Consider the following 26422-nt stretch of genomic DNA (forward strand, 5'->3'; position numbering starts at 1 on the left):
CGGTGCTGTGACCTGAGGCATCCGCACCGCCGCCGGGGTGCACGCCGCGTGCAGCGCGCGGGTGCTGATCGTCACGTCATGTGGCGGCGACTAGCCTGGATCGGCGATAATCCCGCCCGGACTGTGGAGGGGAGTATTCCTTTCGCGACGGCGTCGTCATCACGGACCCGCTCGTCCTCGACCCGCCTACCGCCGTGCTCGGCGGGCGGGTGCGTGCGCGGGCCCGGCGCCCTCGGCCGACCCGCGTCGGTGGAAGAGACCTCCGGTTGCTGGCGTGCGCCCTTGAGCCGGAGGTTTCTGGATGAGTGCCGAAGTGGGCCTGCTCGCGCAGCGGGCGGCTGGTGACGACACGATGCACGTGCCGTGGTGGGTCTGGCTGGCGACGCTCGGCGGGCTCGCCGTGCTGCTGCTGCTCGACCTCGTCATCGTCGACCGCAAGCCGCACGAGGTCAGCACCGGGGAAGCGGCCAAGTGGGTCGCCTTCTACGTCGCGTGCGCGGTCGCCTTCGGCCTCGGCGTCTGGTTCTTCGGCGGCGGGCACTTCGCGCTCGAGTACTTCACGGGCTACATCACCGAGTACTCGCTGAGCGTGGACAACCTGTTCATCTTCATGATCATCATGGCGAGCTTCGCGGTGCCCTCCGTCCACCAGCACCGCGTGCTGCTCATCGGCATCCTGCTCGCGCTGATCATGCGCGGCGCCTTCATCGCCGTCGGCGCCGCGCTGATCGCGAAGTTCGTCTGGGTGTTCTTCGTCTTCGGCGCCTTCCTGCTGTGGACGGCGGCGAGCATGCTGCGCAACAAGGACGAGGACGAGCAGTACAAGGAGAACGCCCTCGTCCGCTGGACGCGGAAGGTCTTTCCCATCACCTCCGAGTACCACGGTGCCAAGTCCACCGTGAGGCTCGAGGGCAAGCGCTACCTGACGCCGATGTTCGTGGTCATCGTGGCCATCGGCAGCGCCGACCTGCTGTTCGCCGTCGACTCGATCCCCGCGATCTTCGGCATCACCCAGGACCCGTTCCTCGTGTTCGCCGCCAACGCCTTCGCCCTGATGGGGCTGCGGCAGCTGTACTTCCTCGTCGGCGGCCTGGTGAGCAAGCTCGTCTACCTGTCCACCGGCCTGGCGGTCATCCTCGCCTTCATCGGTGTCAAGCTCGTCATCCACGCGCTGCACGAGTACCACCTCGTGCCGACGTGGCTGGAGATCCAGAACTGGATGTCCCTGGGGGTCATCGTGGTCGTGCTGGCCGTGACGACCTGGGCGAGCCTGGCCAAGTCGAGCCGCGACGCGCAGCGCGAGCAGCAGCACCAGCACTGAGGCGGGACGGCGCCCCGTTCGAGCAGCGCCAGCAGCACCGGGCAGCGCTGCTCAGTCGAGCAGCGTGTAGCTGAGCTCGGAGCACACCCGTCCGAGCGGCACGTCGAGACCGGGGTGGCTCAGCGGCAGCAGCACGTCCGGCGACTCCGGCACGGCGTTCGCGGCGGGCGGGTCCCACAGGCACATCGACGGGTTTCCCGCGTCCATCGACGAGCGGTACCAGAGGCCGTCCAGTTCCGGGTAGGCCGCGCGGATCGCGCGGGCCCAGGCCTGCGCGCGCTCCTTGGGGCCGTTGCTGATGGCCTGGGACGCGCCGACGCGCGTGGGCCAGAGCCCGGACAGGTCGAGCAGCCGCAGCGTGCGGCGCGGGCGGAACAGCACCAGGTGCGGTTCGCGCGTGCGCCGGTCCACCGTCGAGGTCGCCTGGAACACTTCGGCGATGCACGTGCGCACGGCCAGCGAGAAGTAGAGCACCCCGTGCTCCCGGGTTACGGGGCGGTCGCCGCGGGCGGCCGGTTGGTGCGGGTCGAACCGCGCGTGCGGCAGCGGCCCCGCGTAGCGGAAGCTGTTCCACTGCTGCGGGTGGTTGCCGGTGGCCGTGAACACGCGGACCAGCCGCGTACCGGCGGGAACGGCGATGACGTCTTCGGTGCGGCGGAGCATGGCCTGCAACGCGGCAGGCGGGGGCGGCTGGGGGAGCCGAGCCATGGCGTCGTGTCCGGGATCGCTGCGGGGGCGTCAGGCGGGCTGGCCCAGGTGCGCGGCGAGCGCGGCCACCGGTCGCGGGTCCCCGCCGGCGAGCAGCCACTCGTGCGGGCTCACCGGTGCCTCGCCCAGCTCGAGGTCCTGCTGCGGGGTGGTCATGAAGTTGGCCAGCACGAGGGCGGGCTGGTCCAGCGGCATCGCGGCGAGCACGGTCTCCAGCCCGGGCAGCACGTCGCGGTCGCCGAACTGCCAGGCGGGCAGCCGCCAGCCCCCGCGGTCCTTCCAGCCGATCAGCCGGTGCTCCGCGATGCGGTGGCGGATGCGGCTGGTGTCGACGCCGATGCGTTCGGCGGCCTGGCCGACCGACAGGGCGGTGTCGCGCAGGACCGCCTGCTCGGCCACGGTGCGGGCGCGCGGGTCGGGTTCCGCCTCGCCGAGCGGGTCCAGGTCGAGGCCCGCCTCGGCGAGCGCGGCGCGCTCGCCGTCGGTGAAGTGCGCCGCGGGGTCGGCCCGGGGGGTGGTGAGCCGCTTGGCGGCGTCCTCGACCAGGGAGAGGAACTCGGTGGCGGTGATCCGCAGGCCGGCGCGCGCGAGCACGGTCTCCAGGGCGGCTGTCATGGTCTGAGCATAACGCGGAAAGCGGCGTGGTGTGCGTCAGCGTGCGCGGGGTTCTGCCGCCCGGTCGCGGCGGTGCCGGGTTCGCGTCCGGTGCTCTTGACGTGATCCGCCGGTGGCACGTTGACTGATGCGTACCGACTGGTCGGTCGACGCAGTGGTCGGGGCACGAGGAGGTGTGACGTGGGCAGCGTGTACGACGAGCGCCCGTGGCTGGCGTTGTACGAGGAGGGCGCACCGGCGGAGCTGGAGCCGGAGCACGGCACCGTGACCGAGATGTTCGACCTCGCCGTCCGGACCTGTCCGGACCGCGTGGCGGTCACCTACTTCGACGGCCGCCTCACCTACCGCGAGCTCGACGAGCTCAGCGACGGGTTCGCCGACTACCTCGTCGAGCAGGGCGTCGAGCCCGGCGCCCGGATCGCGCTGTACCTGCAGAACACACCGCAGTTCGTCATCGCCCTGCTGGGCGGGTGGAAGGCCGGTGCGGTCGTCGTTCCGCTCAACCCGATGTACCGCAGCCACGAGCTGACGACGATCCTGGCCGACAGCGAACCCGCCGTGGTCGTCAGCTCCGAGCGCGGTCACCGCGAGGTGCTCTCCGAACTGGTCGGCCCGGCCGGTGTCCGCCGCGTGGTGACCACCTGCGAGCAGGACCTGCAGGGCCGCGACGACGAGCGGGTGTTCGGCGGTTCCACCGCCGAGCGCGCGCCCGCCGACGCCGACCTGCTCGCCCTCGCCCGGCAGCGCGCGGGCCGCCGGCCGGCGGGGCCGCGGCCCAGCGCCTCGGACACCGCGCTGCTGGTGTACACCTCGGGAACCAGCGGCGTGCCGAAGGGCGCGACGACCACCCACGGCAACTTCGCCTTCAACGCCGCCGGCATCCAGCAGCGGCTCTCCGAGGGGTGCGGGATCTTCGGCCTCGCCCCGCTGTTCCACATCACCGGCATGGTCTGCCAGCTCGGCGCGGCGATCGCCGTGGGAGGCAGGCTCGACCTCGTCCGCCGCTTCGAACCGGGGGTCGTGCTCGACGCGCTCGCCGAGCACCGACCGCAGTACATGATCGGCCCCTCGACCGCCTACGTCGCGCTGATGAACCACCCCGAGGCCGGCGCCGAGCACTTCTCCTCGCTCGAACAGCTCTTCTCGGGAGGAGCTCCGCTTCCCTCGGCCGTGGTGGAGGACTTCCGCGCGCGCTTCGGCCACTACATCCGCAACGGCTACGGGCTCACCGAGACCACGGCCACCGCCACCTCGGTGCCCGCGCACCTGGAAGCGCCCGTCGACGAGTCCTCCGGCACGCTCAGCGTCGGCATCCCGACGTTCAGCAGCGTGCTGCGCATCGTCGGCGACGACGGTGCCGACCTGCCCGCGGGGGAGGTCGGCGAGATCGTCATCGAAGGCCCCATGGTGGTGCCGCAGTACTGGAACAAGCCGGACGAAACGGCCCGGGGGATCCCGCAGGGGCGGTTGCACACCGGCGACGTCGGGTTCATGGACCAGCAGGGCTGGTTCTACGTCGTCGACCGGAAGAAGGACATGATCAGCGCCTCCGGCTTCAAGGTCTGGCCGCGCGAGGTCGAGGACGTCCTCTACGGCCATCCAGCGGTGCGGGAGGTGGCCGTCGTCGGCGTCCCCGACGAGTACCGCGGTGAGACGGTGCGGGCGTACGTGTCCCTGCGGGACGGGCACGAGGTGGCCGAGCAGGACCTCGTCGACCACTGCCGGCAGCGCCTCGCCGCCTACAAGTACCCCCGGTCCGTCGTGGTCGTCGGCGAACTGCCGAAGACCGCCACCGGCAAGATACTGCGCCGGCAGCTGCGGGACGAGGCCCGCAGCGGTGCGGCGACGACACGCTGAACGCGGGAAGGGAAACGCCGATGAGCAAGCGCTTCGAAGGACAGGTCGCACTGGTGACCGGCGCCAGCCGGGGAATCGGCTACGCCATCGCGGAACGCCTCGTGGCCGAGGGCGCGAAAGTGTGCGTCACGGCCCGCAAGCAGGAGGCGCTCGACGAGGCGGTCGAGGGGCTCGGCGGCCCGGAGCACGCGATGTCCGCGGCGGGCAAGGGCGACGACCCCGAGCACCACGCGGACACCGTCGACCGCGTGCTGCGGCAGTGGGGGAGGGTGGACGTGCTGGTCAACAACACCGGCATCAACCCCGTCTACGGCGATCTCGTGGACCTGGACCTCGGTGCCGCGCGGAAGATCTTCGACGTCAACGTGCTCGGCGCGCTCTCCTGGACCCAGCAGGTGCACCGCCTGTGGATGTCCGACAACGGCGGCACCGTGCTCAACGTGTCCTCAGTGGCCGGTGAGCGGCCCGCGCCGGGGATCGGCTTCTACGGCACGACCAAGGCCGCGCTGACCCACCTCACCCGGGAACTGGCCGTGGAGCTCGCGCCGTCGGTGCGGGTCAACGCGGTCGCCCCGGCCGTGGTCAAGACCCAGTTCGCCACCGCGCTGTTCGAGGGCAACGAGTCGGACGTGGCCGAGCAGTACCCGATGAAGCGGCTCGGCGATCCCGGTGACATCGGCAGTGCCGCGGCCTACCTGCTGTCCTCGGACGCCTCCTGGGTCACCGGGCAGGTGCTCGTGCTCGACGGCGGCGGAACGTTGACCGGAGGGGTGTGACATGGACCGGACGGGCACGGTCGCGATCGTCACTGGTGCGGGAAACGGCATCGGTGCCGCGCTGAGCCGCGCGCTGGCCGCGCGCGGAACCCGCGTCGTCCTCGGCGACGTGGACGAGCCGGCGGTGCGGCAGGTGGCCGACGAGATCGGCGGCACTGCCGTGGTCGGCGACGTCGCCGCGGTGGACGGCGCGCAGCAGCTCGTCGACCGCGCGCTGACCGAGCACGGGCGCATCGACCTGTTCTGCGCGAACGCCGGCGTCGCCGATTCCGGCGGCCCCGAGGCCGACGAGTGGCTGTGGGAGCGCTCCTGGGAGATCAACGTGATGGCCCACGTGCGCGCCGCGCGCGCCGTGCTGCCGCACTGGTTGTCCCGGGGGCGGGGGCACTTCCTCGCGACCGTGTCCGCGGCCGGGCTGCTGACGATGCTCGGCTCGGCGCCGTACTCGGTGACCAAGCACGCGTCGCTGGCCTTCGCCGAGTGGCTGTCGATCACCTACGCCGACCAGGGCATCACCGTGCAGGCGCTGTGCCCGCAGGGCGTGCGCACGTCCATGCTCGGCGATTCCAGTTCGGAGGCGCACCGCCTGCTGGCCGCGGACGCGGTCGAACCCGACCAGGTGGCGGCCGAGGTGGTGGAGGCGCTCGACGACGGGCGGTTCCTGGTCCTGCCCCATCCGGAGGTGGCCGACTACTACGCGCGGCGCGCCACCGAGCCCCAGCGGTGGCAGAGTGGGATGCGGAAACTGCAACGCGCACTGCGCAGCGAAGTCGATTGACCACGCCGGTGGATGCGCCGACCGGCCGCACAGGGCGCAACCCTCCCGGTCGATATCGTGAGTCGCGGTCGCGCGGGCGCACGGCACGCGCGGCCGCGGCAGGTTTCCGAGCACCTGGCGCGGACCGGACGCGGGCGCCAGTGTGGACCGACGACGGAGGTGGACATGGTGCGGGCCGCGGGAAATCGCACGGGTGATCACGACGCGGCAGCGGCCGGCTCGGACGCGGAGTCGGTTCCCCGCCGGCTGCTGACCGTCGCCACGCGGCTTTTCGCCGAGCAGGGCTTCGAGACGACCTCGGTGCAGCAGATCGTCGACGCAGCGGGCGTGACCAAGGGGGCCATGTACCACTACTTCGGTTCCAAGGACGACCTGCTCTACGAGATCTACGCCCGGGTGCTCCGCGTGCAGACCGCGCGGATGGAGCAGGCCGTGGACAGCGACCTGCCCATCGACCAGCGGTTGCACCAGGTCGCCGCGGACGTGGTCGCCACCACGGTGGCGAACCTGGACGACACCGTCATCTTCTTCCGCTCCATGCACCTGCTCAGCGCCGACAAGCAGGCGGAAGTGCGGGCGGAACGCCGCCGCTACCACGAGCGCGTGCGCGAACTCATCGCCGAGGGGCAGGACGCGGGCGTGTTCGTGCGGGACAAGCCCGCGGAACTCGTCGTGGACTTCTACTTCGGCGCGGTGCACCACCTGGGCACGTGGTTCCGCCAGGACGGCGAACTCACCGGTGAGGAGGTCGGGGAGCACTTCGCCGACCTGCTGCTCGCCGCGCTGCGCCCGGCCTGATCCGCGCGCTCCGCCCTGCGCCACCGCGCTGAGCGACACCTCCGCGCATGCCCCAGGGGGTTGAACATTTCTCGAGGAATGTTCCAACACCAGGTCATCGAGGGTGTGCGGAGCGTCCTCCGGAGGAGCGGGGGTCCGGTTCCGGGTGCCGCGGGGGTCGCCCCGTCGATGGTTGTGTTCCGGGCCGCGGACGCGGTGTCCTGGGCGCGGTCGAAGCGGTAGCGGTGGAGGGCACCGGCGGCCAGAACCGCGGCAGGGGCCGGGAAAGCAGCGGGGGCTGGGCACCGCAGCGAGCGGCACGGCACCAGCGGTGGGGAACGACGGCGGCGGGGAGCAGGGATGCGCGAGAGCGAGACGTCCGGGAGCACGCGGACCGACCGGGTGCTCGACCTGATCGAGCGCGTCGGGAACCGGCTTCCGGAACCCTTCCTCCTCTTCGGGTTCCTCGTGGCCGCCGTCGCCGCGGTCTCCACAGTGGTCGCGCTGTTCGGGGTGACCGTGCAGGTTCCCGGCGCCGAGGCCGAGACCCCGGTGCGGGCGGTGCTCAGCGGTCCGGGGCTGGAGTTCCTGCTCACCTCGATCCCGGAGAACTTCCTCGGCTTCCCGCCGCTGACCACCGTGATCACCATCATGCTCGGCGTCGGTCTCGCCGAGCGCAGCGGTCTGCTCACCGCGCTGATCCGCGCCGCCTTCGGCAGCGCGCCGCGCTGGGTCCTGCCGTACGCGGTGGGGCTGGTCGGGGTCACCGCCAGCGTCATGGCCGACTCGTCGATGATCATCGTCCCACCGCTGGCGGCGCTGGTGTTCCAAGCCGCCGGGCGGCACCCGGTGGCCGGGCTGCTCGGCGCGTTCGCCGCCACCGGTGCGGGGTATTCCACCTCGCCGCTGGTGACCAGTTTGGACGGTCTGTTCGCCGGTGTGAGCAACTCCGTCGTGCAGTCGTTGCCGCAGCAGGCCACCACCGTCACACCGGTGTCGAACTACTACTTCAACCTCACCTCCGCGCTCGTGCTCGGGCTGCTGGCGGGGCTGCTCATCGACCGCGTCCTCGAACCGCGGATGCGCCGGCTGCAGGTGCCGCGCCGGCCGGTGGAGGAGGACTTCTCGGCCGAGGGGATCGCCCTGGCCGCCGAGGAGCGCCGCGGCCTCGCGCGGGCGGGGATCGCCCTGGGCGCACTCGCGGCCGCGGTGCTGACCGCGGTGCTGTGGCCGGAGTCCCCGCTGCGCAACGAGCAGGGCGCGTTCCTGCCCGAATCGCCGCTGCTGGATTCGGTGACGACGCTGATCCTGCTGGCTTTCGCGGTCCCCGGCATCGCCTACGGCACCGGGGCGGCGACGATCGCGCGGCCCTCCGACGTGCCGCGCCTGATGGGCGAGGCGCTGCGCAACCTCACCGGGTTCCTCGTGCTGGCGTTCATGCTGGGGCAGTTCATCGCCCTGTTCGACTGGACGAACCTGGGCACGGCGCTGGCCGTGGGCGGGGCCGAAGCGCTGCGCACCGCGGGGCTGACGGGCTACCCGGCGTTCGTCGGGTTCATGGTGCTCGCCTCGCTGCTCAACCTGGTCATCATCTCCGGGTCGAGCCTGTGGACGCTGATGGCCTCGGTGTTCGTCCCGATGTTCCTGCTGCTGGGATTCGAACCGGGCTTCGCGCAGGCGGTGTTCCGCGTGGGCGACTCCGCCACGCAGATCATGACGCCGCTCAACCCCTACATGATCATCATCCTCGGCTACCTGCGGCGGTACGAGCCGAGCGCCGGCATCGGCACGCTGGTGTCCCGGATGACACCGTTCGTCGTGCCGTTCTGGTTGACCTGGGCGGTGATCATGACCGCGTTCTACGCCGCCGATCTGCCGCTCGGCCCCGGTATGGGCATCCACGTGGGGCCGTGAGAACCGACCGGAGCGGTCTGATCGCGCGGCCCCACGTGCCGGTGCGCACCCGGCGAACGCGCAGCGCCCCGCGGGAGGGAGGCAGCGCGGCGGGCGAGGGGCCGCGGCGCCGCTCCCGAGGAGCTGCGCCGGGTCCCTGCGGCCACCGCGCAGCGCGGGCAACGGCGCTGCGCGGCGGCCGGGCGCGGCTCAGAACATCACGCGGGAGAGGGTCTCGGCCACGCAGGCGGGCTTGTCGTCGCCCTCGATCTCGATCGTCGCGGTGATCGCCAGCTGCAGGCCACCGCTGATCTCGGTCACCCCGGTGAGTTCCGTGCGCGCGCGCACCCGCGAGCCCACGAGCACCGGGCTGGGGAAGCGCACCTTCTCCAGGCCGTAGTTGATGCCCATGCGCGCGCCCTGCACGCTGTAGGTCTCCGCGTTGAGCTTGGGCAGCAGGCTCAACGTCAGGTACCCGTGCGCCACGGGGCCGCCGAACGGCCCCTGCTCGGCGCGTTCCACGTCCACGTGGATCCACTGGTGGTCCAGCGTCGCATCGGCGAACTGGTTCACCTGCTCCTGGCTGATCGTCAGCCAGTCGCTGCGGCCGAGCTCCTCGCCCTCCGCGGCGATGAGCTCGGACTTGTCGGAGAACACGCGCATGACAACACCTTTCGACATCCGTCCCGTCGTGCGGAGCAGTACGTCCCGTGTCCGGTTCCTCTTCGGTGCGGTGCTGCGGGAAACCGCTACTGCGGTGGGAGGTCGACCGCAGCGCCGATGCGCGCCCGGTGCTGCTCGCCCGAACCGAGCGTGAGCTGGCCGGACTTCGCCCGCCCCAGGTACAGGTGCGCGGGGTGCTCCCAGGTCATGCCGATACCGCCGTGCAGCTGCAGGTGCTCCTCCGCGGCGAGCACGACCATGTCCGAGCAGTGGCTCCGCGCCAGTGCCACGGACAGCTCCGGTTCGGCACCGCCGGCCAGGCCGTCGACGGCGTTGCGCGCCACGGCCCGCCCGTTGCTCACGGTGGTCCACAGGTCCGCGAGCCGGTGCTTGACCGCCTGGAAGGAACCGATGGGGCGGCCGAACTGGTACCGCGTCAGGGCGTACTCCACGGTCGCGTCGAGGCAGCGCTGCGCCAGACCGACCTGTTCGCAGGCCACGGCGCCCGCCGCCACGACCAGAGCGCGCCGCAGCAGCGCCGCCGCATCGTCCCCGGAACCGATCGGGGAGGCCGCAGCGCGGTCGAGCCGCAGCGTGCCGAACCTCCTGGTCAGGTCCAGCGGGGTCGCGGCCTCGCGGCCCACCCCCGCTGCGGCGGTGTCCACGAGGTACAGCGCGGGCCGTCCGCTCTCGACCGCCGGCACGACCACGGTGTCGGCCACCTCGACGTCCACCACGGTCCGCACGCGGCCGGAGAGCTCACCGCCCTCGGCGGTCACGTCCCGCGGGAACTCCGCGTACGGCGAGCGGGCCATGCCGACGGCCAGGGTGGCGCACCGCGTGCCCGCGGAGATCTCGCCGAGGAGCTCGCGCACGCGTGCGTCGCCGGTGCGCTCGCGCAGCAGTGCCGTGGTGAGCACCGACCCGAGGAACGGAACGGGGGCCACGTGCCGGCCGATCTCCTCGGCCAGCACGCCGAGCTCCCGCGGCCCCGCCCCGGCACCGCCGTGCTCCTCGTCGACGAGCAGTCCGGCCAGGCCGAGCTCGCCGGCGAGGGTGCGCCACAGGCCGAGGTCGTAGGGCTCCTCGCCCTCGCAGCGGGCGAGCACGTCGGTCCAGTCGCACCGCTTCTCGAGCAGCCCGCGCACGGCGGAGCGCAGGTCCTCCTCGGTCTCGGTGTACAGCAGGTCGGGAGTGCTCATCGCGGCAGCTCCTTCCACGGCACGTCCTTGTCGACGCGCTGCTCCCCGGGCAGTCCGAGGACGCGTTCGGCGATGATGTTGCGCAGCACTTCGGACGTGCCGCCCTCGATGGAATTGCCCTTGGCCCGCAGGTACCGGTAACCGGGGCCACGGTCGGTGAACGTGGTGCGGTCGGGCCGGCGGAACGTCCAGTCGTCGTAGTGCAACCCGTCCGCTCCCCGGATCTCCACCTCCATGCCGGAGATCTCCTGGTTCAGCCGAGCGAAGGTGAGCTTCGCCGCCGATCCCTCCGGCCCGGGTGCGCCGACCGCGATCTGCTGCCGCAGCCGCTGGCTCGTCAGCCGCGCGGCTTCGGCCTCGACCCACAACCGCAGCAGCCGGTCCTGCCGCGCCGCACCGCGCACGCCCGGATCCGCGCGCCACAGCCCGGCAAGCGCGCCGATCATGCCGGACTCGCGCTCGTGGTTGCTGCCGCCGATCGCGACGCGTTCGTTCATCAGCGTGCCGAGGGCGACCTGCCAGCCCTGGCCGACCTCGCCGATCCGCTGCGCATCGGGGATGCGCACCCGGTTGAGGAAGATCTCGTTGAACTCCGCCTCACCGGTGATCTGGCGCAGCGGGCGCACGTCCACTTCCGGCGCGGTCATGTCGCAGATGAAGTAGGTAAGCCCCTCGTGCTTGGGCCGGTCCGGGTCGGTGCGGGCCAGCAGCAGCGCCCACCGGGCGTGGTGGGCCAGCGAGGTCCACACCTTCTGGCCCTCCACGATCCAGTCGTCGCCGTCGCGGGTGGCCCGCGTGGCGACCGCCGCGAGGTCCGATCCCGCTCCGGGCTCGCTGAACAGCTGGCACCAGATCTCCTCGCCGGTCCACAGCGGACGGAGGTAGCGACTGCGCTGCTCCTCGTCGCCGAACTGCAGGACCGTCGGGGCGGCCATGCCGAGGCCGATCGTGTTCAGCCGCGAGTCGTTGTCCGGCGCGCCCGCCTGCGCGAACAGCGCGTCGACGTGCTCCTGCAGCTCCTGCGGCGCGTCCAGCCCGCCCAGGCCGGGAGGGTGGTGCACCGCTGCCAGCCCCGCGTCGAAGCGCGCGCGGAGGAACTCCCGCGGTTCCTCCGCCGCCGGGTCGTGCTCGGCGAGGAACTCGGTGACGAGTTCGGTCAACCGTGCGGTGTCCATGGGCACACGTCCAATCCGAGATCAGGTCTTCGGTCCGCCGGCGACGTAGATGACCTGGCCGTTGACGAAACCGGAGCGCTCGTCGACGAAGAACGACACCGCGTTGGCGATGTCCGCGGGATCGCCGGCCCGGCCGACCGGGATGCTCGACACGGCCGCGTCGCGGAAGTCCTCGAAGGACATGCCGACGCGTTCGGCCGTGGCCTTGGTCATGTCCGTGGCGATGAACCCGGGGGCGATGGCGTTGGCGGTGACGCCGAACTTGCCGAGCTCGACCGACAGGGTCTTGGTCAGGCCCTGCAGCCCCGCCTTGGCGGTGGAGTAGTTCGCCTGGCCGCGGTTGCCCAGCGCCGAGGTGCTGGACAGGCTCACGATCCGGCCCCACCCCTGGTCCACCATGTGCTTCTGCACCGCGCGGCTCATCAGGAACGAACCGCGCAGGTGCACGTTCATCACGGTGTCCCAGTCCTCTTCGGACATCTTGAACAGCATGTTGTCCCGGAGGACGCCGGCGTTGTTGACCAGGACGACCGGTGGTCCGAGCTCGCTCGCCACGCGTTCGACCGCCGCGTCCACCTGCGCGGAGTCGCTGACGTCGGCGCCGACGGCCACGCCCTTGCCGCCCGCCTCCTCGATCGCGGCGACGGTGCCGGCGCACTGGTCGGCGTCGACGTCCACGACGGCGACGTCGAAGCCGTCCTCCGCGAGCCGCTGCGCCGTCGCCGCTCCGATCCCGCGGGCCGCCCCGGTGACGACCGCGGTCCTCTTCTCGACCATGCCGTTGCCTCCTCCTCGTTGCGTGCTGGGCGAAACCTGGTGGAAAGCTTGGTGATCCCGCATCAGCGGGTGCGGTACTCCTTCAGCTCGCGCCGCGCGAGGGAACGCAGGTGGACCTCGTCCGGTCCGTCCACGATGTGCAGCGTGCGCGCGTGCGCGTACAGCGCGGCCAGCGGTGTGTCCTGGCTGACGCCCGCACCGCCGTGGGCCTGGATGGCGCGGTCGATGACCCACGTGGCCATCTCCGGCACGGCCACCTTGATCGCCTGGATCTCCGTGTGCGCGCCCTTGTTGCCGACCGTGTCCATCAGCCAGGCCGTCTTGAGCACGAGCAGGCGCGCCTGCTCGATGCGCACGCGGGCCTGCGCGATCCAGTTCTGGACGACGCCCTGCTCGGCCAGCGGCTGTCCGAACGCGACGCGGTCCTCGGTGCGCCGGCACATCAGCTCCAGCGCGCGCTCGGCCATGCCGATCGCGCGCATGCAGTGGTGCACCCGGCCCGGTCCGAGGCGGGCCTGCGCGATCGCGAATCCTTCGCCCTCCCCGCTGATGATGTTCTCGGCGGGCACGCGCACGTTGTTGAACACGACTTCGGCGTGGCCCCCCTCGTCGCCGTCGGTGTAGCCGAAGATGCGCATGCTGCGCTTGACCTCGACACCGGGGGTGTCGGAGGGGACGAGGATCTGGCTCTGCTGCCGGTGCCTCTCGGCGTCCGGGTCGGTCTTGCCCATGACGACGAGGACCGCGCACTGCGGGCTCATCGCACCGGAGGAGAACCACTTGCGGCCGTTGATGACGTAGTGGTCGCCGTCGCGCTCGATGCGGGTTTCGATGTTGGTGGCGTCCGAAGAGGCCACCTCCGGTTCGGTCATGCAGAACGCGGAGCGGATGCGGCCCTCCAGCAGGGGCGTCAGCCACTGCCGCTGCTGCTGCTGCGAGCCGAACATGGCGAGCACTTCCATGTTCCCGGTGTCCGGCGCGGCGCAGTTGGTCGCCTCCGAGGCGAGCCGGCCCGTCCGGCCCATGAGCTCGGCCAGCGGGGCGTACTGCAGGTTGGTCAACCCGCCCCCGTGCTCGCCCGGCAGGAACAGGTTCCACAGGCCGCGGCGGCGGGCCTCGGCCTTGAGGTCCTCCAGCACGGGCGGCCGGGCCCACGGGTCGTCGTTGTCGGCGAGCCACGCGGTGTACTCCGGCTCGGCCGGGTGGACGCACTCGTCCAGGAACCGGGTGAGCTCGGAGCGCACGTGCTCGGTGCGCTCGTCGTGCGCGAAGTCCATGTCAGCCCTCCTCGAGTGTGGCGAGTCCCTGCGCCACGAGCGGTTCGACCTGGGCCCCGACGTGCTCGAAGCCTTCGCCGACGGTCTGGTTGTTCGTGTAGCGGTAGTGGATGCCTTCCAGGATCACCGCGATCTTGAAGAACCCGAACGCGATGTACCAGTCCAACGCGGTCAGGTCGAGCGCACTGCGCTCCGCGTAGCGGTCGAGCAGCTCGCGCGCGCCGGGGAACCCGTAGTCCGGGCCGATGCCCTTGGTGATCGGCTCCCCCTCGAGGCCGCTGAACCCCTCCCAGTACACGACGAGCAGGCCGAGGTCGGTCAGCGGATCGCCGAGCGTGGCCATCTCCCAGTCCAGCACGGCGTTGATGCGCAGGTCGTCGTCGACGAGCACGTTGTCCAGCCGGTAGTCGCCGTGCACGATCGCCGCGTTCGCGCTCTGCGGCACGCGGTCGGCCAGCTTCCCGGACAGCTCGTCGATGCCGCGGATGTCCCGGTCGCGGGAGGCGGCGAGCTGCTTGTTCCAGCGCCGCAGCTGCCGCTGCAGGAAGCCTTCCGGGCGACCGAAGTCCTCGAGCCCCACGGAGGCGGGCTCGATGCCGTGCAGCTCGGCGAGCACGTCCACGAGCCGGTGGGCGAGGTCGGCGCGTTGGGGCGTGGACAGCTGCGTGGTCTCCGCCTCGGAGCGGTAGACGGTGCCGTCGACGTGCTCCATGACGTAGAAGGGGGCGCCGAGGACCTCCTCGTCCTGGCACAGCACGTGCGTGCGCGGCACGGGCACGGCGGTGCCGGCCAGCGCGCTGAGCACGCGGTGCTCGCGGCCCATGTCGTGCGCGGTGGCCAGCACGTGGCCCAGCGGCGGGCGCCGGACGACGTACCGGCAGGCGCCGTCGTCGACGACGTAGGTCAGGTTGGACCGGCCACCCTGGACGAGGCTCCCGCTCAACGGACCCCGCACGAGGCCGGGACACGTCTCGTCCAGGTACTCGCGCAGCCGCTCCAGGTCGAGCCCGGGAAGCCGGTGCGAGGTCGCCTCGGTCATCGGATCTCCGTTTCCTGTGGGTGCTCCCGCGGCACCGGCGACGTGGCGTCGGCGATCTCCGGCACGAACTCGGCGAGTTCGCGCCGCGTGACGTCCGCGTCGGCGTGGGTGATGGTGTGCATGCCGAGCTGCCGGGCCGTTGCGGTGTTCGGCTCGGCGTCGTCGACGAAGACGGTGCGCTCGGGGCGCAGCGCCAACCGCTCCAGCGTGCGGTGGTAGATCTCCGGCTCGGGCTTGCGCAGGCCGACCTCGCCGGAGATGACGGCCACCTCGAACAGTTCCCGCAGCTCCTCCGGGTAGCGGTTTCCCCAGCTGTTGGACAGCAGCGCGGTGCGGACGCCGCAGCGCGGGAGGGCGCGGACCAGCTCGTGCATGGCGGGGACGGGGCGCATGCGCGCGAACATGCGCTCGATGAGCCCCTCGGGTGGGACCGGACCGCCGTCGACGGTGCGCAGCTGCGCGGCGAGCTCCCGGTTGAACTCCGCCAGGCCGAGTTCGCCCGTCTCCAGCCGGTGGATGGGTGTACCGGCGGGAGCGCTGCGGGACAGCCAGGCTTTCAACGTGGTGGAGAACGTACCGGGGTCGATGCGCTCGTGCTCGGTCCACTCCGCGATCGCGGAGCGGCCCGGCGTCGTGAGCACTCCGCCGTAGTCGAACACGACCGCGCGGATCGTGGTGCCGGCCACCGTGTCGCCACCGTTCATACGCGGCACCGTACCGACTAGACGGTATGTTGACCAGGGTGCGCGGGCGCCGCTTCCAGCCGGCACGGCACGGGACGTGCACCCGACGGAGGTGGCTCGCGGTGCGCTCCGCTCCCGCGTGGGAGGTGCCGCGTACTCTCCGGGCATGAGCGTGTGGCGCGACGAAGCCCTGGACCAACTGGACTTCTACTGGCAGCGGTGGCGGCCGCGGCTCGACGGCCTCACCGACGCGGAGTACTTCTGGGAACCCGTCGACGGCTGCTGGTCGATCCGGCCCGTGCCGGAAGGGTGGCGGATGGACTTCGAGCACCCCGAGCCGGTTCCACCACCGTTCACAACGCTGGCCTGGCGTCTGTCGCACATCGCGGCGCACCTGTTCGGCATGCGGGTGAGCGGCCACTTCGGCGGTGGCGAATTCCGCATCGACGCGGACGCGTACCCGGGCAGTGCGGCTGCGGCGCTGGACTACCTCGACGAGCAGCACCGGCTGTGGCGGGAGGGCATCGGCGGGCTCGACGAGGACGGCTGGCTGAGCCCCGTCGGCGCGGCCGAAGGCCCCTACGCCGAGCGCTCCTACCTGGCGCTCGTGCTGCACATCAACCGCGAGCTGTTCCACCACGGAGCCGAGGTGCTCCTGCTGCGCGACCTGTACCGGGCCTCCGCGACCGGAACCCGGTTCGGCGGGGGCTGACCGGCCGGGGCGTCGTGCCGCCGAGCACCTGCGGCGGCACGACGCCCGCGGCTCAGCCGCGCAACTGCTCCGGCGCGACCGACACCCAGCCGCGGTCGGCGTCCTCGTCGCCCGCAGCGGCCCGCGAAGCCGCTTCCCCGTGCAGCTCCGCGGTGGTCTCCGCGTCGCGGTCGACCCAGATGCGCACCCCGCCGGAGGCGACGTCCGCGCGGAACAGCATGGCCCAGTCGCTCTCCGAGTCGCCCGCGACGAGCACAGGGGGCCGCTGCGGGTCGATGTAGTCGCGGATCGCGGCGGGCTTGCCCTCGTACCACGTCTGCGGGGCCCACAGGTACGGCGTGAGCTCCCACCTCCCGCGCCCGCGCGGGGAGTAGTCGGCGCCGACCCGTCCGCCCGCGGCGATGCGCTGCCGCGCCGTGCCCAACCGCTCCGTCTGCGGGTCCTCGAGCAGCATGGAAGCACCGATGACCCGCTCCGGCGGGACGTCCAGCCCGTAACGCGGGTCGGAGGCCACCATGCGGACCAGCTCCTCGGCCGCGGCGCTGACCACGTACACCCGCACGCCCTCGCCGCGCAGCGCGTCGAGGAGTTCGCGCTGCGCGGGGAAGATCCGCGGCGGCTCCACTGCGCCGCGGACGAGCTCCCCGCCCTCGTAGTAGGTCACCGGGACCGGCTCGTCCCGCGCGAGCAGGTCGTCGACGTGGCCCTTGAGCTCGCCGAGCCGCAGCCCGGAGAACGCCTGGGCGATCCAGGGGTAGCAGACCTTGTCGTCGATCTCGCACAGGCGCAGGTAGTACGAGTACAGGCTCTCGCCGTCCCGGAAGGGGATCAACCGCAGCGAGGGGTCGAGTCGCTCCGGCGAGAGCACCCCGCGCATCTCCAGGTACGGCAGCAGCGCTTCCTCGAGGTCGTGCTCCCAGAGCGTGTTGTCCGCGTCGAAGACGGCGTAGTCGCCCTCCTCGGCCGCGTCGGCGGCCCGGGCCACGCGGTCGCCCCGGTCGTCGGGCCATCCCGCCAGTCCCGGCGCGGCGTGCCCGCCGGTGCGCGTCACCGCGGTCGTGAACGCCACGACCGCCAGCGCGGAGACGAGCAGCATGGTGTTGCGAAAGATGCGCACGCGCATTCCTTTCCGGCCCGCGGTGGGGGAGCACCGGCGCTGACGCGTCGGCCCCCTCCGCCATCGGGGTGCGGAGGGGGCCGACATCGCACGGCGGGCGGTCGGGGAGCGGCGGAGGGACCACCTCCGCCCGGCGCCCGGGGGAGGAGCGCCGTTTCCGCCCGCGCCGCGCCAACGCGGTGTTCACCGACGTGCCGCCCGGTACCGCCGGGGAGCAGCGGTACCGGGGCGGCCGGGGCCGTTGTTGTGTTGTCGGAGAACGCCGTCGTCAGCGGTGGTCCTCGGCGAGCATGTCCGAGCACTTCTCGCCGATGGCCATCGTGGTGATGTTCGGGTTGACCGCCACGAGGAACGGCATCGCCGAACCGTCCGCCACGCGCAGCCCCTGCACGCCCTTGACGCGCAGCCGCGGGTCCAGCGGCGTGCTCGGGTCCTCCTCGGCGCCCATCGGCACCGAGGCAGCCGGGTGGTAGACGGTGTTGTGCGTGCGCTTGAGGTAGTCCGCGATCTCGTCGTCGGTGCGCACGTCCGGCCCGGGGAAGAGCTCGGCGCCGGCCCACTCCTGCATCGCGGGCTGCTCGACGATGCGCCGCGCCAGCTTGATGCCCTCGGTCATCACCCGGATGTCGTGCGGGTCGGTGAAGTACTGCGGGTCGACCTTCGGCTTGTCCCGGAAGTCGCGGCTCTGCAGCCGCACCGTGCCCGAGGAGCGGGCGCGCGTGACGTTCGGCGTCAGGCAGAAGCTGTTCTCCGAGGTGGGGTAGCCCTGCCGCACGGTGTGCATGTCGAACGGCACCGAGCCGTAGTGGAACATCAGGTCCGGGCGGTCCAGCCCCGGCTGCGTGGTGTGGAAGATGCCGATCTCCCACCACTGGGTCGACTCGCCGACCATCGGCTGCTTGGCGTCCCAGCTGATGACGCCCTCCGGGTGGTCCTGCAGCGTGGAGCCCACGCCGGGGGAGTCGACGAGGACGTCGACCCCGACCTCGCGCAGGTGCTCGGCCGGGCCGATGCCGGACAGCATCAGCAGCTTCGGCGTGTCGATCGCACCGGTGGACAGCACGACCTCCCGCCGGGCCCGCACGGCGCGCGTGTGCAGCTGGTCGGAGTCCAGGTACTGCACACCCGTGGCGCGCGTGCCGTCGAAGGTGACCTGCTTGGCCCGCACCTCGGTGCGCACCTCGAGGTTGGGGCGGTCGCCCATGATCGGGTGCAGGTAGGACACCGAGGAGGAGGAGCGGGTGTTGTCCTCGCGGGCGTTAATCTGGAACCAGTTCGCCCCGTTGGTGACGGTCGTGCCCGAGTTGAACTGGGTCCGCGGAACCCCCGCCTGCTCGCAGGCGTCCAGCAGCGCCGAACCGCACGGGTCGTTCGGCTGGACGGTGCGGATGTTCACCGGGCCGCTGCGGCCGTGGTGCTCACCCGGCGCGTCGTTGGTCTCCAGCCGCTTGTACAGCGGGAAGATGTCCGCGGAGCCCCAGCCGGTGGCGCCGAGGGACTCCCACTCGTCGAGGTCCTCGGCCGGGGCCCAGAACGCGATGCAGGAGTTGTGCGAGGAGCAGCCGCCGAGCACGCGGGCGCGCGCGTGCCGCATGAACGAGTTGCCGTTCTCCTGCGGCTCGATGAGGTAGTCCCAGTCGTAGCCGGACTCCAGCAGTTCCATCCAGCGGTCGAGTTCCAGGACGTTCTTGTCGCCGACGTCGGACGGGCCGGCTTCCAGCAGGCACACCGTCACGTCCGGGTCCTCGGACAGGCGGGCGGCGACCGCGGCGCCGGCGCTGCCGCCACCCACGACGACGTAGTCGAACTGGTCGGTCATGGCAGTGTTCTCCGTTTCTGGTCAGGAAACAGGGGTGCTCGTCGCGTGTTCCCGCGGTGCGGATTCCGAGCTGCTGCCGGTCTCGGCACTGCTCTCGGCCCCGGTGCCGGCCTCGGCGGTGTCGGCGGCGGAGGCGTGTTCGCTCAGCACGCCGATCTTGCGGCGCTGCACGAACCAGTAGTAGGCGAATCCGCCCGCGCCCGCGAGTCCGATGAACAGCAGCGAGCTGTACTGCAGGTACCAGTGGTACGGCGGGTCGGCGTTGTACACCGCCCGGCGCGGCCAGGCCAGGTTGGTCGTCATGGCCAGGCCCCACAGCACGGCCAGGATGTTGATCGGCAGGCCGAACCTGCCCAGGCTGAAGCGGCCCCGCTGCTCGGCCGAGGACCACGTGCCGCGCAGCCGTGCCACGAGCATCGGCACGGTCACCAGCAGGTAGGAGATGTAGATCAGGATGATCGCCAGGCTGGTGACCGCGGTGAAGATCTGCGGCTGGTTGATGTTGACCAGCAGCAGCGCCAACGCCAGCGCGCCGATGACGACGGCGGGCACGACCGGGGTCTGGAACCGCGGGCTCACCCGGGCCAGTTTCGAGCCCGCGGGCAGCGCGTTGTCCCGGGCCATGGCGAAGGCGATGCGGATCGCCGCCGTGTGCACCGCGAGCACGCACACCGTGATCGCCACGAAGATCGACAGCAGGAACAGCCGGCCGACGACCGGGCCGAGCGAGTCGTTGAGGACGAACTGCAGACCGCCGTTGAGCAGCGCCGGTGCGCTCAGGTCCCGCGCGGCCATGAGGCCGAACAGGATGATCAGCCCGCCGAGCAGGAACGAGGCGAGCAACGCCCGCAGGATCGCCCGCGGGGCGTTGCGGTGCGGGTCCACCGACTCCTCACCGAGCGAGGCGGCCGTGTCGAAGCCGTACATCACGTACGAGGAGGCGATGCCGGCCACGAGGAACGCGCCGAGGTAGCCGGCCGGGTTGTCCGCACCGCTGTCGTTCGTCTGCAGCACCACGGAGGGACTGTGCACCGCGACGGCGGCCAGTGCCACGATCAGCAGCACCGCGGCGGCCAGCTCGATGAACACGCCGATGCTGTTGATCCGCGCCATCAGCTTGACGCCGAAGGCGTTGACCAGCGTGGTGAACACGATGAGCGCCGTGGCCAGCAGGATCCCGTTGACGGCGTGCTCAGCGGGGGTGGAGCCGTCGCCGACGACCTGGAAACCGCTCCAGATCTGCGGCAGCGTGTTCTGGTAGGCCAGTGCGGTCGCCGCGATGGACACGACGGAAGCGACCAGCATCATCCATCCCGCGAGCCAGCCGACGTGCTGGCCGCCGAGTTTCTTGGCCCAGTTGTAGACGGATCCGGCGATCGGGTAGCGGGAGGCCAACTCGGCGAAACTCAACGCCACGAGCAACTGCCCGAGGAAGACCATCGGCCAGGACCACCAGTAGGCGGGCCCGCCGTGGGACAGTCCGAAGTAGGACAGTTGGAAGGTGCCGGTGAGCACCGAGATGTAGCTGATTCCCGCGGCGAACGTGCTGAATCCGCCGAGAGTTCTTTTTAACTTGTTGGTGTATCCGAACTCGGATAGCTCGGTATCGCCCGTGGGCGCACTCATGCCCCGACAACTCCTTTCCCGCCCGCGCCTCGCAAAAAGGGCCCGGGCCGGGTGGTTTCGTGCGCTTCGTTGCGGCGTTCCGGTTTTTCCGCGGACCACCGCCGGGCGGACACACGCGCCCCCGTGCGTGAATGCGGGGGAATCGCGGCGCACGGCGCTGTACTGCCGCGTGCGCGGCTCTCCGCCCGGCGCGGCCGGCGATGTGCTGCGCGGTCGCCCACCGGCAGCGGCACGGCTGCTGGCGGCCGGAGCCGGACCACCGGCGGGCGGACGCGCTCTGCAGGGGGCTATTCCCCGGTGAACAGCCAGTTCAGCGGCTGCGGCTGCAGGTTCTGGTAGACGTGCTTGGTTTCCTGGTACTCGCCGAGTCCGGCGCGGCCGAGTTCACGCCCCACACCGGACTGCTTCATGCCACCCCATTCCGCCTGCGGCAGGTACGGGTGGAAGTCGTTGATCCAGATGGTGCCGTGCCGCATCCGGTTGGCGACCCGCTGCGCCTTCGCCGGGTCGGAGGTGAACACCGCGCCGGCGAGGCCGTAGTGCGTGTCGTTGGCGATGCGGACCGCATCGTCCTCGTCGGTGAACCGCTCGACGGTGAGCACCGGGCCGAACGACTCCTCGGTCACCGCGTACGAGCCCTGCTGGACCTCGTCGAGCACGGTGGGCAGGTAGTAGTGACCGGAGGCGTAGCGCTCGCCCTCCGGGCGGGCACCGCCGGTGCGCAGGACAGCTCCCTCACCGAGGGACTTGGACACGTAGTCCTCGACCTTGCGCAGCTGCTCCGCGGAGATCAGCGGGCCGGTCTCGGCGTCCTCGTCGAACGGGCCACCGATGCGGATGCGCTGCGCGCGGCGCACGATCTCGTCGACGAGCGCGTCGTGCAGCTCGTCCTGCACGACCAGCCGGGCACCGGCCGAGCACACCTGCCCGGAGTGCAGGAAGATCGCGAGCATGGCGTAGTCGACCGCGGTGTCGAAGTCGGCGTCGGCGAAGACGACGTTGGGGTTCTTGCCGCCGAGTTCGAGCGCGACCTTCTTCACCGTGCCGGCCGCCGCGGCGGCGATCTTCCGGCCGGTGTGCAGCCCGCCGGTGAACGACACCAGGTCCACGTCGGCGTGCTCGGACAGCACCGAACCGGCCTCGGCGCCCGTGCCCAGCACGAGGTTGCCCACACCTGCCGGCAGGCCGGCCTCGGTGAGCGCGCGCACGAGCAGCACGGCGGTGCTCGGGGTGAGCTCGCTCGGCTTGAGCACGAAGGTGTTGCCCGCGGCCAGCGCGGGGGCGACCTTCCACGCGACCTGCAGCAGCGGGTAGTTCCACGGCGTGATCAGGCCGCACACGCCGACCGGTTCGTGCTGCACCCTGCTGATGGCGTCGGCGGAGCCGGTGTCGACGACCCGCCCGGCCTCGGTACCGGCGATCTTGCCGTAGTACCGGAAGCACGCGGCGATGTCGGCCATGTCGATGCGGCTCTCCTCGAGCCGCTTGCCGGTGTCGCGCGACTCGGCGATCGCGAACTCCTCGGTGTCGCGCACCAGGATGTCGCTGACCCTCAGCAGCAGGTCACCGCGTTCCCACGCGGGGGTGCGGGGCCAGTCGCCGGTGTCGAAGGCGCGTCGCGCGGCGGCGATCGCGCGTTCCGCGTCGGTGCGGTCGGCCTCGTCCACGGTGGTGACGAGACCGCCGTCGGCGGGGCACCGGATCTCCCGGCTACCGCCTTGCGCGGCGTTCGTCCACACGCCGTCGATGAACAGCGTGGCGTTCGTGTTTTCCGCTTGCGACATGCGTGATTTCCCGTAGTCGTTGTTCGCGCCGCGGTTGCCGTGCGCGTCGAGTTCGGCGTCTGCAATCGAACGGGACTGAGCCTAGCAGCGTGTGTGTACAGATGTACATGACGCTGTGCGGGGGCCCTGCGAACGATCGCGAGAAGCGCGTCCGCGCGGCGTAGAATGATGCCGTTGAACTGCGGAGATGCGGTGCTCGTGAGTTGGATCGCATCGCCGCCCCCGCCGCGTGTGGCAGGCTGGGCGGACGCTGATCAAACACCCGCCGGGCGTCGAGCTGCCGGTGGGCGCGAAGGGCTGTGGCAGCCGACACGAGGGGTGGTGTCGAACGGGATGTCGATCACGGGAACCGCCGAGACCACCGGTGCGGCCAAGCGGCGCGCGAAGGATCCGGACCGGCGCGAGCGCATCGCGCGCGCCGCGATCGCCGTCGTGGCCGAGCGGGGCGTGGAGAAGCTCACGCACCGGGCGGTCGCCGCGCAGGCGAACGTGCCCCTGGGGTCGACGACCTACTACTTCTCCACGCTCGACGACCTCCTCGCCGAAGCGCTGCGGCAGGCGGCCGCCGACGACGTCGTGCAGCTGCGCGAGTGGGCGCGGACGCGGCAGCCGCAGCAGGACCTGGCCGAAGCGCTGACCGAGCTCGTCCTGCACTACCTCGGGCCGGAGCGCACCCGTACCGCCGTGGAGCACGAGCTCTACATCGCGGCGCTGCACCGGCCCGCGCTGCGGCACGTGAGCCAGGAGTGGGACTCGACGCTGGCCGAGCTGTTCGCCGGCTACACCGACCCGACCACGGGCCGAGCCCTGTCGGTCGCGTTCTGCGGTCTGCTGCTGCAGGGGATCGTGCGGGAGACGCTGCCGGAGCGCGCCGACATCCTCACGACCTTCCAGCGGATCCTCCGCCCCGGAGGAGCGGGGGAGGCGCCTGCCGACTCCGCCGGCGCGGTCCGTTCGGTCTGAGGGGCTCCGCGCCCGAGGTGCGGTCCGGGGAGCACTGCCTCGGTGGTCCCCTGCGGCGCCGCAGGCGCCCGGATGCGGAGGAGGCCGGGCGGTGGCGTCGCGCCGGCGCCCGGGTTGCAGGTTGATGCACATCGCATCACGACTGTTGATATCGGCTAACGCCCGCTCGGAGAATCGATCAACAGAGTGACCCGCCGCGCCAATGGCTCGACTGATCGGGTGGCGCTGGTGCGCGTGTTATCCGGTTCAGTCGCCCGGAGTGATTCGTTCACGCCGGTCCGTGGCGTAGAACGGAATGTGCCGCCGGGTGCGGCTTCGCTCGAAGCGCAATGACAGCCCGTCCCGAGCGAGGTGAGACCGTGGGCCAGCAAGAGGATCGCGAACTCGTGCCGCTGCAAGCGGATTTCGACACCGTCTGGTGGGGATACCGGCGTTCCCAGGTCAAGTTCTACATCCAGCAAGCCGAGAACGAGATCCGGATGCTCGCCGAGGACCGGGACTCGGCGCTGGGCCAGGTCGCCGACCTGTCGCAGCAGTTGGAGCAGGCACGCGCCGACATCGACTCCCTGCAGCGGCAGCTCGACGAGCAGGCCCGGACGCCGGTCGACGAGACCGCCCTGTCCGACCGGCTGCGCCGGATGGTCCGACTGGCCAAGGACGAGGCCGAGGAGATCACCGCCTCCGCCCGCGCCGCGGCCGAGCACGAGTGGGCCCGCTCGGAGCAGTCCGCCGCGGAATTACGCAACCGCTACGAGCAGCTCGTCGCCGAGGCCGACGAGTGGCGGCGGCAGTCGGAGCAGCAGCGCACCGAGATGCTGCAGCGGACCCGCGAGGAAGTGCAGCGCATGGCCGACGAGGCCGAGCAGCACCGGCGCCGGCTCGACGCCGAGGCCGAACAGCGGCGCAGTCAGGTCGAGCACGACTTCGAGGTCTCCATGGCCGCCCGCCGCGACGAGGAGATGCGCGCGCTGGACGAGCGGGAACGCACCAGCCGTGCCGAGGCGGAGCGCCTGGTGCGCGAGGCCACGGACGAGGCGCAGCGCCGCATCCGCCGCGCCGACGAGTACGCGGACACGATGCTGCGGTTGCGCCGCGACCTCGGCGAGCAGGTCCGCGCGGCCCAGGCCGTGCTCGACAGCGCGGAACCGTTCCTCGCCGCGACGGAGAGCGGAGCCGAGTGCGGGCAGGCCGACAACTACGTGCAGCACGTCGCCGCGGGCCGGCAGGTGCCCTCCGAGCGGGTGCGCGTGCCGCGGCAGCGCGACGCCGAGCCGTCGCTGGAACCGGGATCAGGTGCCGAGTCCGGCCGGCACGTCGAGACCTCCCCGGAGGCCGACGCCGAGCAGGAGGAGGCTGCCGGGGACCCCGCGGCGGAGGCCGAAGCTCCCGCCCGCTCGCCCGGCTGAGCACGACCCGGCGGGGTGCCGCACGCCGCCCGCTGCGCGGTGCCGGCCCGCGAGCCGGCACCGCGCAGCGGGTGGTCAGGGGCAGCGCGCGCTCAGGGGAGGACCGGTGCCCGCCCGCGGCGCTGGGCCCACCGGTCGTAGCCGCGCATGAGCGTGCGGTGGATCGGCCGCTCGACGACGTGCGTCAGCGCCCACCCGAGCAGCACGCCGGTGATCAGCATCGCCAGCGTCTGCGTCGTCGGCCCGAACCCGGCGTCCTGGAGCTTGCGGGAGACGACGTAGCCGAGGGTCTGGTGCATGAGGAACACGCCGTAGGAGATGCCGGCGAACCAGGTGAACCGGCGCCCCAGCCAGTCGGGGACGAACCGGTTCCAGTCCGGGCCGTTGGCGGTCGCCGCGATCACGACCAGCCCGATGCACACCGCGATCGTCGAGCCCCAGTCGGCTTCGAGCGAACCGTCCGGCATCACCGCGTGGTTGTGCAGGGCCTGGGCGAACATGCACGAGGCCAGCAGCGCGGTGAAGTGCCGGTTCCCGATGCGCCGCTGCGACCACAGCCAGATCGCGATGCCGGCGACGAACAGGTGCCAGCGGTGCGCGCCGAGGCCGTCGACGAGCACCCGGTACACCTCCGGCGGACCGGACACGCGCAGCGGCCACTGCGCGATCGGGAGGAAGACCAGAACCCACAGCAGCCCGACGACGGCACGTCCGTGCCCGAGGCGCGCCCGGTACAGCACCGCCGCCGCGGTGAAGCCCATGAGCTGCAGCGGAACGGTCCAGTGCGAGCCGTCGAGGAAGAACACGTCGTCGTCCCAGTGCCACAGCATGAGCAGGTTCTCGACGAGGTGCTGCGGTCCGGGGAAGAACCACCCCTCGATCGGCACCAGGCGCATGGCGAAGTAGATGACGAGCACCGCGCCGACGAACGGCGGGAACAGCCGCGCCACCCGGTTCCACCAGTACCGGGAGACCGCTCCGCGGCCGATCGTCACGCACGCGAAGTAGGCGGAGATCACCAGCAGCATGCTGGCCCCCACCTGGAACGGGAACTCGAAGGTGCGGGGCGCCAGTTCGGGGTGCAGCTGAACGCTCAGGTGGGTGCCGTGGTAGAGCATCACCAGCGTCACGCACGCGGTGCGCACCACGTCCCAGCTGATCTTTCGCGTGCTCTTGCCCGAGGACGTGCGGGTGTTCAGAGTGGTCTGCTCGGACACGCGAAGTACGTTACCAACCCCGGCTTTGTCGGCTTCATGCGCTCTGGGAGCCTGCTGGGAACTCGCTGGGAGCTCCGTCGCTGACGCCGCCGCCCAGCTGACGCCATCGCGTTCACCCGTGGATTCCGCGGCAGTGCCGGTGCTCTCGCCGCGCGGGGATCGGCGCGGGTGGCGCCGGTGCAACGGGTCGAGCGGGAGCGCGGCCACCGGCCCCTGCAGCGCGGGGCCGGTGGCCGC

Annotated in this window: 23 protein-coding genes; 9 read left to right on the forward strand and 14 right to left on the reverse strand. The window is 71.6% G+C overall.

The window, feature by feature from the left end:
- The first annotated feature begins 352 nt into the window (after nt 1–352).
- Nucleotides 353–1321, forward strand: a complete 969-nt coding sequence (locus ACVGV0_RS07805) for a TerC family protein (RefSeq protein ID WP_459159954.1) — start codon at nt 353–355, stop codon at nt 1319–1321.
- Nucleotides 1322–1372: 51 nt separating this feature from the next.
- Here ACVGV0_RS07805 and ACVGV0_RS07810 read toward each other — a convergent pair whose 3' ends face one another.
- Together ACVGV0_RS07810 and ACVGV0_RS07815 are read right to left on the reverse strand one after the other, a co-directional pair.
- Nucleotides 1373–2029 (reverse strand): RES family NAD+ phosphorylase, encoded by a 657-nt coding sequence (locus tag ACVGV0_RS07810; protein WP_459159187.1) that lies wholly within the window; start codon nt 2027–2029, stop codon nt 1373–1375.
- Nucleotides 2030–2059: 30 nt separating this feature from the next.
- A complete protein-coding gene (locus ACVGV0_RS07815) occupies nt 2060–2644 on the reverse strand; it encodes a DNA-binding protein (RefSeq protein ID WP_459159188.1) in 585 nt (194 codons plus the stop codon).
- A 180-nt stretch (nt 2645–2824) separates the two neighbouring features.
- Between ACVGV0_RS07815 and ACVGV0_RS07820 the strand changes: the two genes are divergently transcribed.
- From ACVGV0_RS07820 to ACVGV0_RS07840, 5 genes are all read left to right on the forward strand, one after another.
- Nucleotides 2825–4501, forward strand: a complete 1677-nt coding sequence (locus ACVGV0_RS07820) for a class I adenylate-forming enzyme family protein (protein ID WP_459159189.1) — start codon at nt 2825–2827, stop codon at nt 4499–4501.
- Between the two features lie 20 nt (nt 4502–4521).
- The gene (locus tag ACVGV0_RS07825) at nt 4522–5277 is read left to right on the forward strand and encodes an SDR family oxidoreductase (protein WP_459159190.1); all 756 of its coding nucleotides are present in this window, start codon (nt 4522–4524) and stop codon (nt 5275–5277) included.
- 1 nt (nt 5278) lies between these two features.
- A complete protein-coding gene (locus ACVGV0_RS07830) occupies nt 5279–6055 on the forward strand; it encodes an SDR family oxidoreductase (RefSeq protein WP_459159191.1) in 777 nt (258 codons plus the stop codon).
- Nucleotides 6056–6220: 165 nt separating this feature from the next.
- Entirely contained in the window at nt 6221–6853 is a 633-nt protein-coding gene (locus ACVGV0_RS07835; protein ID WP_459159192.1) for a TetR/AcrR family transcriptional regulator, read from the forward strand.
- Nucleotides 6854–7192: 339 nt separating this feature from the next.
- The gene (locus tag ACVGV0_RS07840) at nt 7193–8746 is read left to right on the forward strand and encodes an AbgT family transporter (RefSeq protein WP_459159193.1); all 1554 of its coding nucleotides are present in this window, start codon (nt 7193–7195) and stop codon (nt 8744–8746) included.
- 189 nt (nt 8747–8935) lie between these two features.
- Here the strand turns inward: ACVGV0_RS07840 and ACVGV0_RS07845 are convergent, their stop codons facing one another.
- The 7 genes from ACVGV0_RS07845 to ACVGV0_RS07875 form a co-directional block, all read right to left on the reverse strand.
- Nucleotides 8936–9388 (reverse strand): MaoC family dehydratase, encoded by a 453-nt coding sequence (locus tag ACVGV0_RS07845; protein WP_459159194.1) that lies wholly within the window; start codon nt 9386–9388, stop codon nt 8936–8938.
- 86 nt (nt 9389–9474) lie between these two features.
- Nucleotides 9475–10590, reverse strand: coding sequence for an acyl-CoA dehydrogenase family protein (locus ACVGV0_RS07850; RefSeq protein ID WP_459159195.1), 1116 nt, complete (start codon nt 10588–10590; stop codon nt 9475–9477).
- Nucleotides 10587–11765 (reverse strand): acyl-CoA dehydrogenase family protein, encoded by a 1179-nt coding sequence (locus tag ACVGV0_RS07855; protein WP_459159196.1) that lies wholly within the window; start codon nt 11763–11765, stop codon nt 10587–10589. The genes ACVGV0_RS07850 and ACVGV0_RS07855 overlap by 4 nt, the downstream gene beginning before the upstream one ends.
- 21 nt (nt 11766–11786) lie before the next feature.
- Nucleotides 11787–12542: a 3-oxoacyl-ACP reductase FabG gene (gene fabG, locus ACVGV0_RS07860; protein WP_459159197.1), complete on the reverse strand. Its 756-nt coding sequence runs from the start codon at nt 12540–12542 to the stop codon at nt 11787–11789.
- A 62-nt stretch (nt 12543–12604) separates the two neighbouring features.
- Nucleotides 12605–13819, reverse strand: a complete 1215-nt coding sequence (locus ACVGV0_RS07865; RefSeq protein ID WP_459159198.1) for an acyl-CoA dehydrogenase family protein — start codon at nt 13817–13819, stop codon at nt 12605–12607.
- A 1-nt stretch (nt 13820) separates the two neighbouring features.
- Nucleotides 13821–14858 carry a phosphotransferase family protein gene (locus tag ACVGV0_RS07870; protein WP_459159199.1) on the reverse strand — a complete coding sequence of 346 codons (1038 nt, stop codon included), beginning with the start codon at nt 14856–14858 and terminating at the stop codon, nt 13821–13823.
- The gene (locus ACVGV0_RS07875; protein WP_459159200.1) at nt 14855–15562 is read right to left on the reverse strand and encodes an HAD family hydrolase; all 708 of its coding nucleotides are present in this window, start codon (nt 15560–15562) and stop codon (nt 14855–14857) included. The genes ACVGV0_RS07870 and ACVGV0_RS07875 overlap by 4 nt, the downstream gene beginning before the upstream one ends.
- 145 nt (nt 15563–15707) lie before the next feature.
- Between ACVGV0_RS07875 and ACVGV0_RS07880 the strand changes: the two genes are divergently transcribed.
- The gene (locus tag ACVGV0_RS07880) at nt 15708–16253 is read left to right on the forward strand and encodes a DinB family protein (protein ID WP_459159201.1); all 546 of its coding nucleotides are present in this window, start codon (nt 15708–15710) and stop codon (nt 16251–16253) included.
- A gap of 52 nt (nt 16254–16305) precedes the next feature.
- On the opposite strand, the gene ACVGV0_RS07885 is transcribed toward ACVGV0_RS07880, so the two are convergent.
- The 4 genes from ACVGV0_RS07885 to ACVGV0_RS07900 all read right to left on the reverse strand — a co-directional run bounded on the left by ACVGV0_RS07885 (nt 16306) and on the right by ACVGV0_RS07900 (nt 22599).
- On the reverse strand, nt 16306–17370 hold the full coding sequence (locus ACVGV0_RS07885; RefSeq protein ID WP_459159202.1) for an HAD family hydrolase: 1065 nt from the start codon (nt 17368–17370) through the stop codon (nt 16306–16308).
- A gap of 268 nt (nt 17371–17638) precedes the next feature.
- Complete coding sequence (locus tag ACVGV0_RS07890; RefSeq protein WP_459159203.1) at nt 17639–19189, reverse strand: GMC family oxidoreductase; 1551 nt, start codon at nt 19187–19189, stop codon at nt 17639–17641.
- Between the two features lie 21 nt (nt 19190–19210).
- Nucleotides 19211–20815 carry an APC family permease gene (locus ACVGV0_RS07895; RefSeq protein WP_459159204.1) on the reverse strand — a complete coding sequence of 535 codons (1605 nt, stop codon included), beginning with the start codon at nt 20813–20815 and terminating at the stop codon, nt 19211–19213.
- Nucleotides 20816–21102: 287 nt separating this feature from the next.
- On the reverse strand, nt 21103–22599 hold the full coding sequence (locus ACVGV0_RS07900) for an aldehyde dehydrogenase family protein (RefSeq protein WP_459159205.1): 1497 nt from the start codon (nt 22597–22599) through the stop codon (nt 21103–21105).
- Between the two features lie 333 nt (nt 22600–22932).
- Here ACVGV0_RS07900 and ACVGV0_RS07905 point away from each other — a divergent pair, with 333 nt between their 5' ends.
- Together ACVGV0_RS07905 and ACVGV0_RS07910 are read left to right on the forward strand one after the other, a co-directional pair.
- Nucleotides 22933–23562 (forward strand): TetR/AcrR family transcriptional regulator, encoded by a 630-nt coding sequence (locus ACVGV0_RS07905; RefSeq protein ID WP_459159206.1) that lies wholly within the window; start codon nt 22933–22935, stop codon nt 23560–23562.
- Nucleotides 23563–23921: 359 nt separating this feature from the next.
- The gene (locus tag ACVGV0_RS07910; RefSeq protein ID WP_459159207.1) at nt 23922–24968 is read left to right on the forward strand and encodes a cellulose-binding protein; all 1047 of its coding nucleotides are present in this window, start codon (nt 23922–23924) and stop codon (nt 24966–24968) included.
- A gap of 92 nt (nt 24969–25060) precedes the next feature.
- Here ACVGV0_RS07910 and ACVGV0_RS07915 read toward each other — a convergent pair whose 3' ends face one another.
- Entirely contained in the window at nt 25061–26185 is a 1125-nt protein-coding gene (locus ACVGV0_RS07915) for an acyltransferase family protein (RefSeq protein WP_459159208.1), read from the reverse strand.
- Between the last annotated feature and the right edge of the window lie 237 nt (nt 26186–26422).

This window comes from Salinifilum ghardaiensis (genome assembly GCF_054491345.1).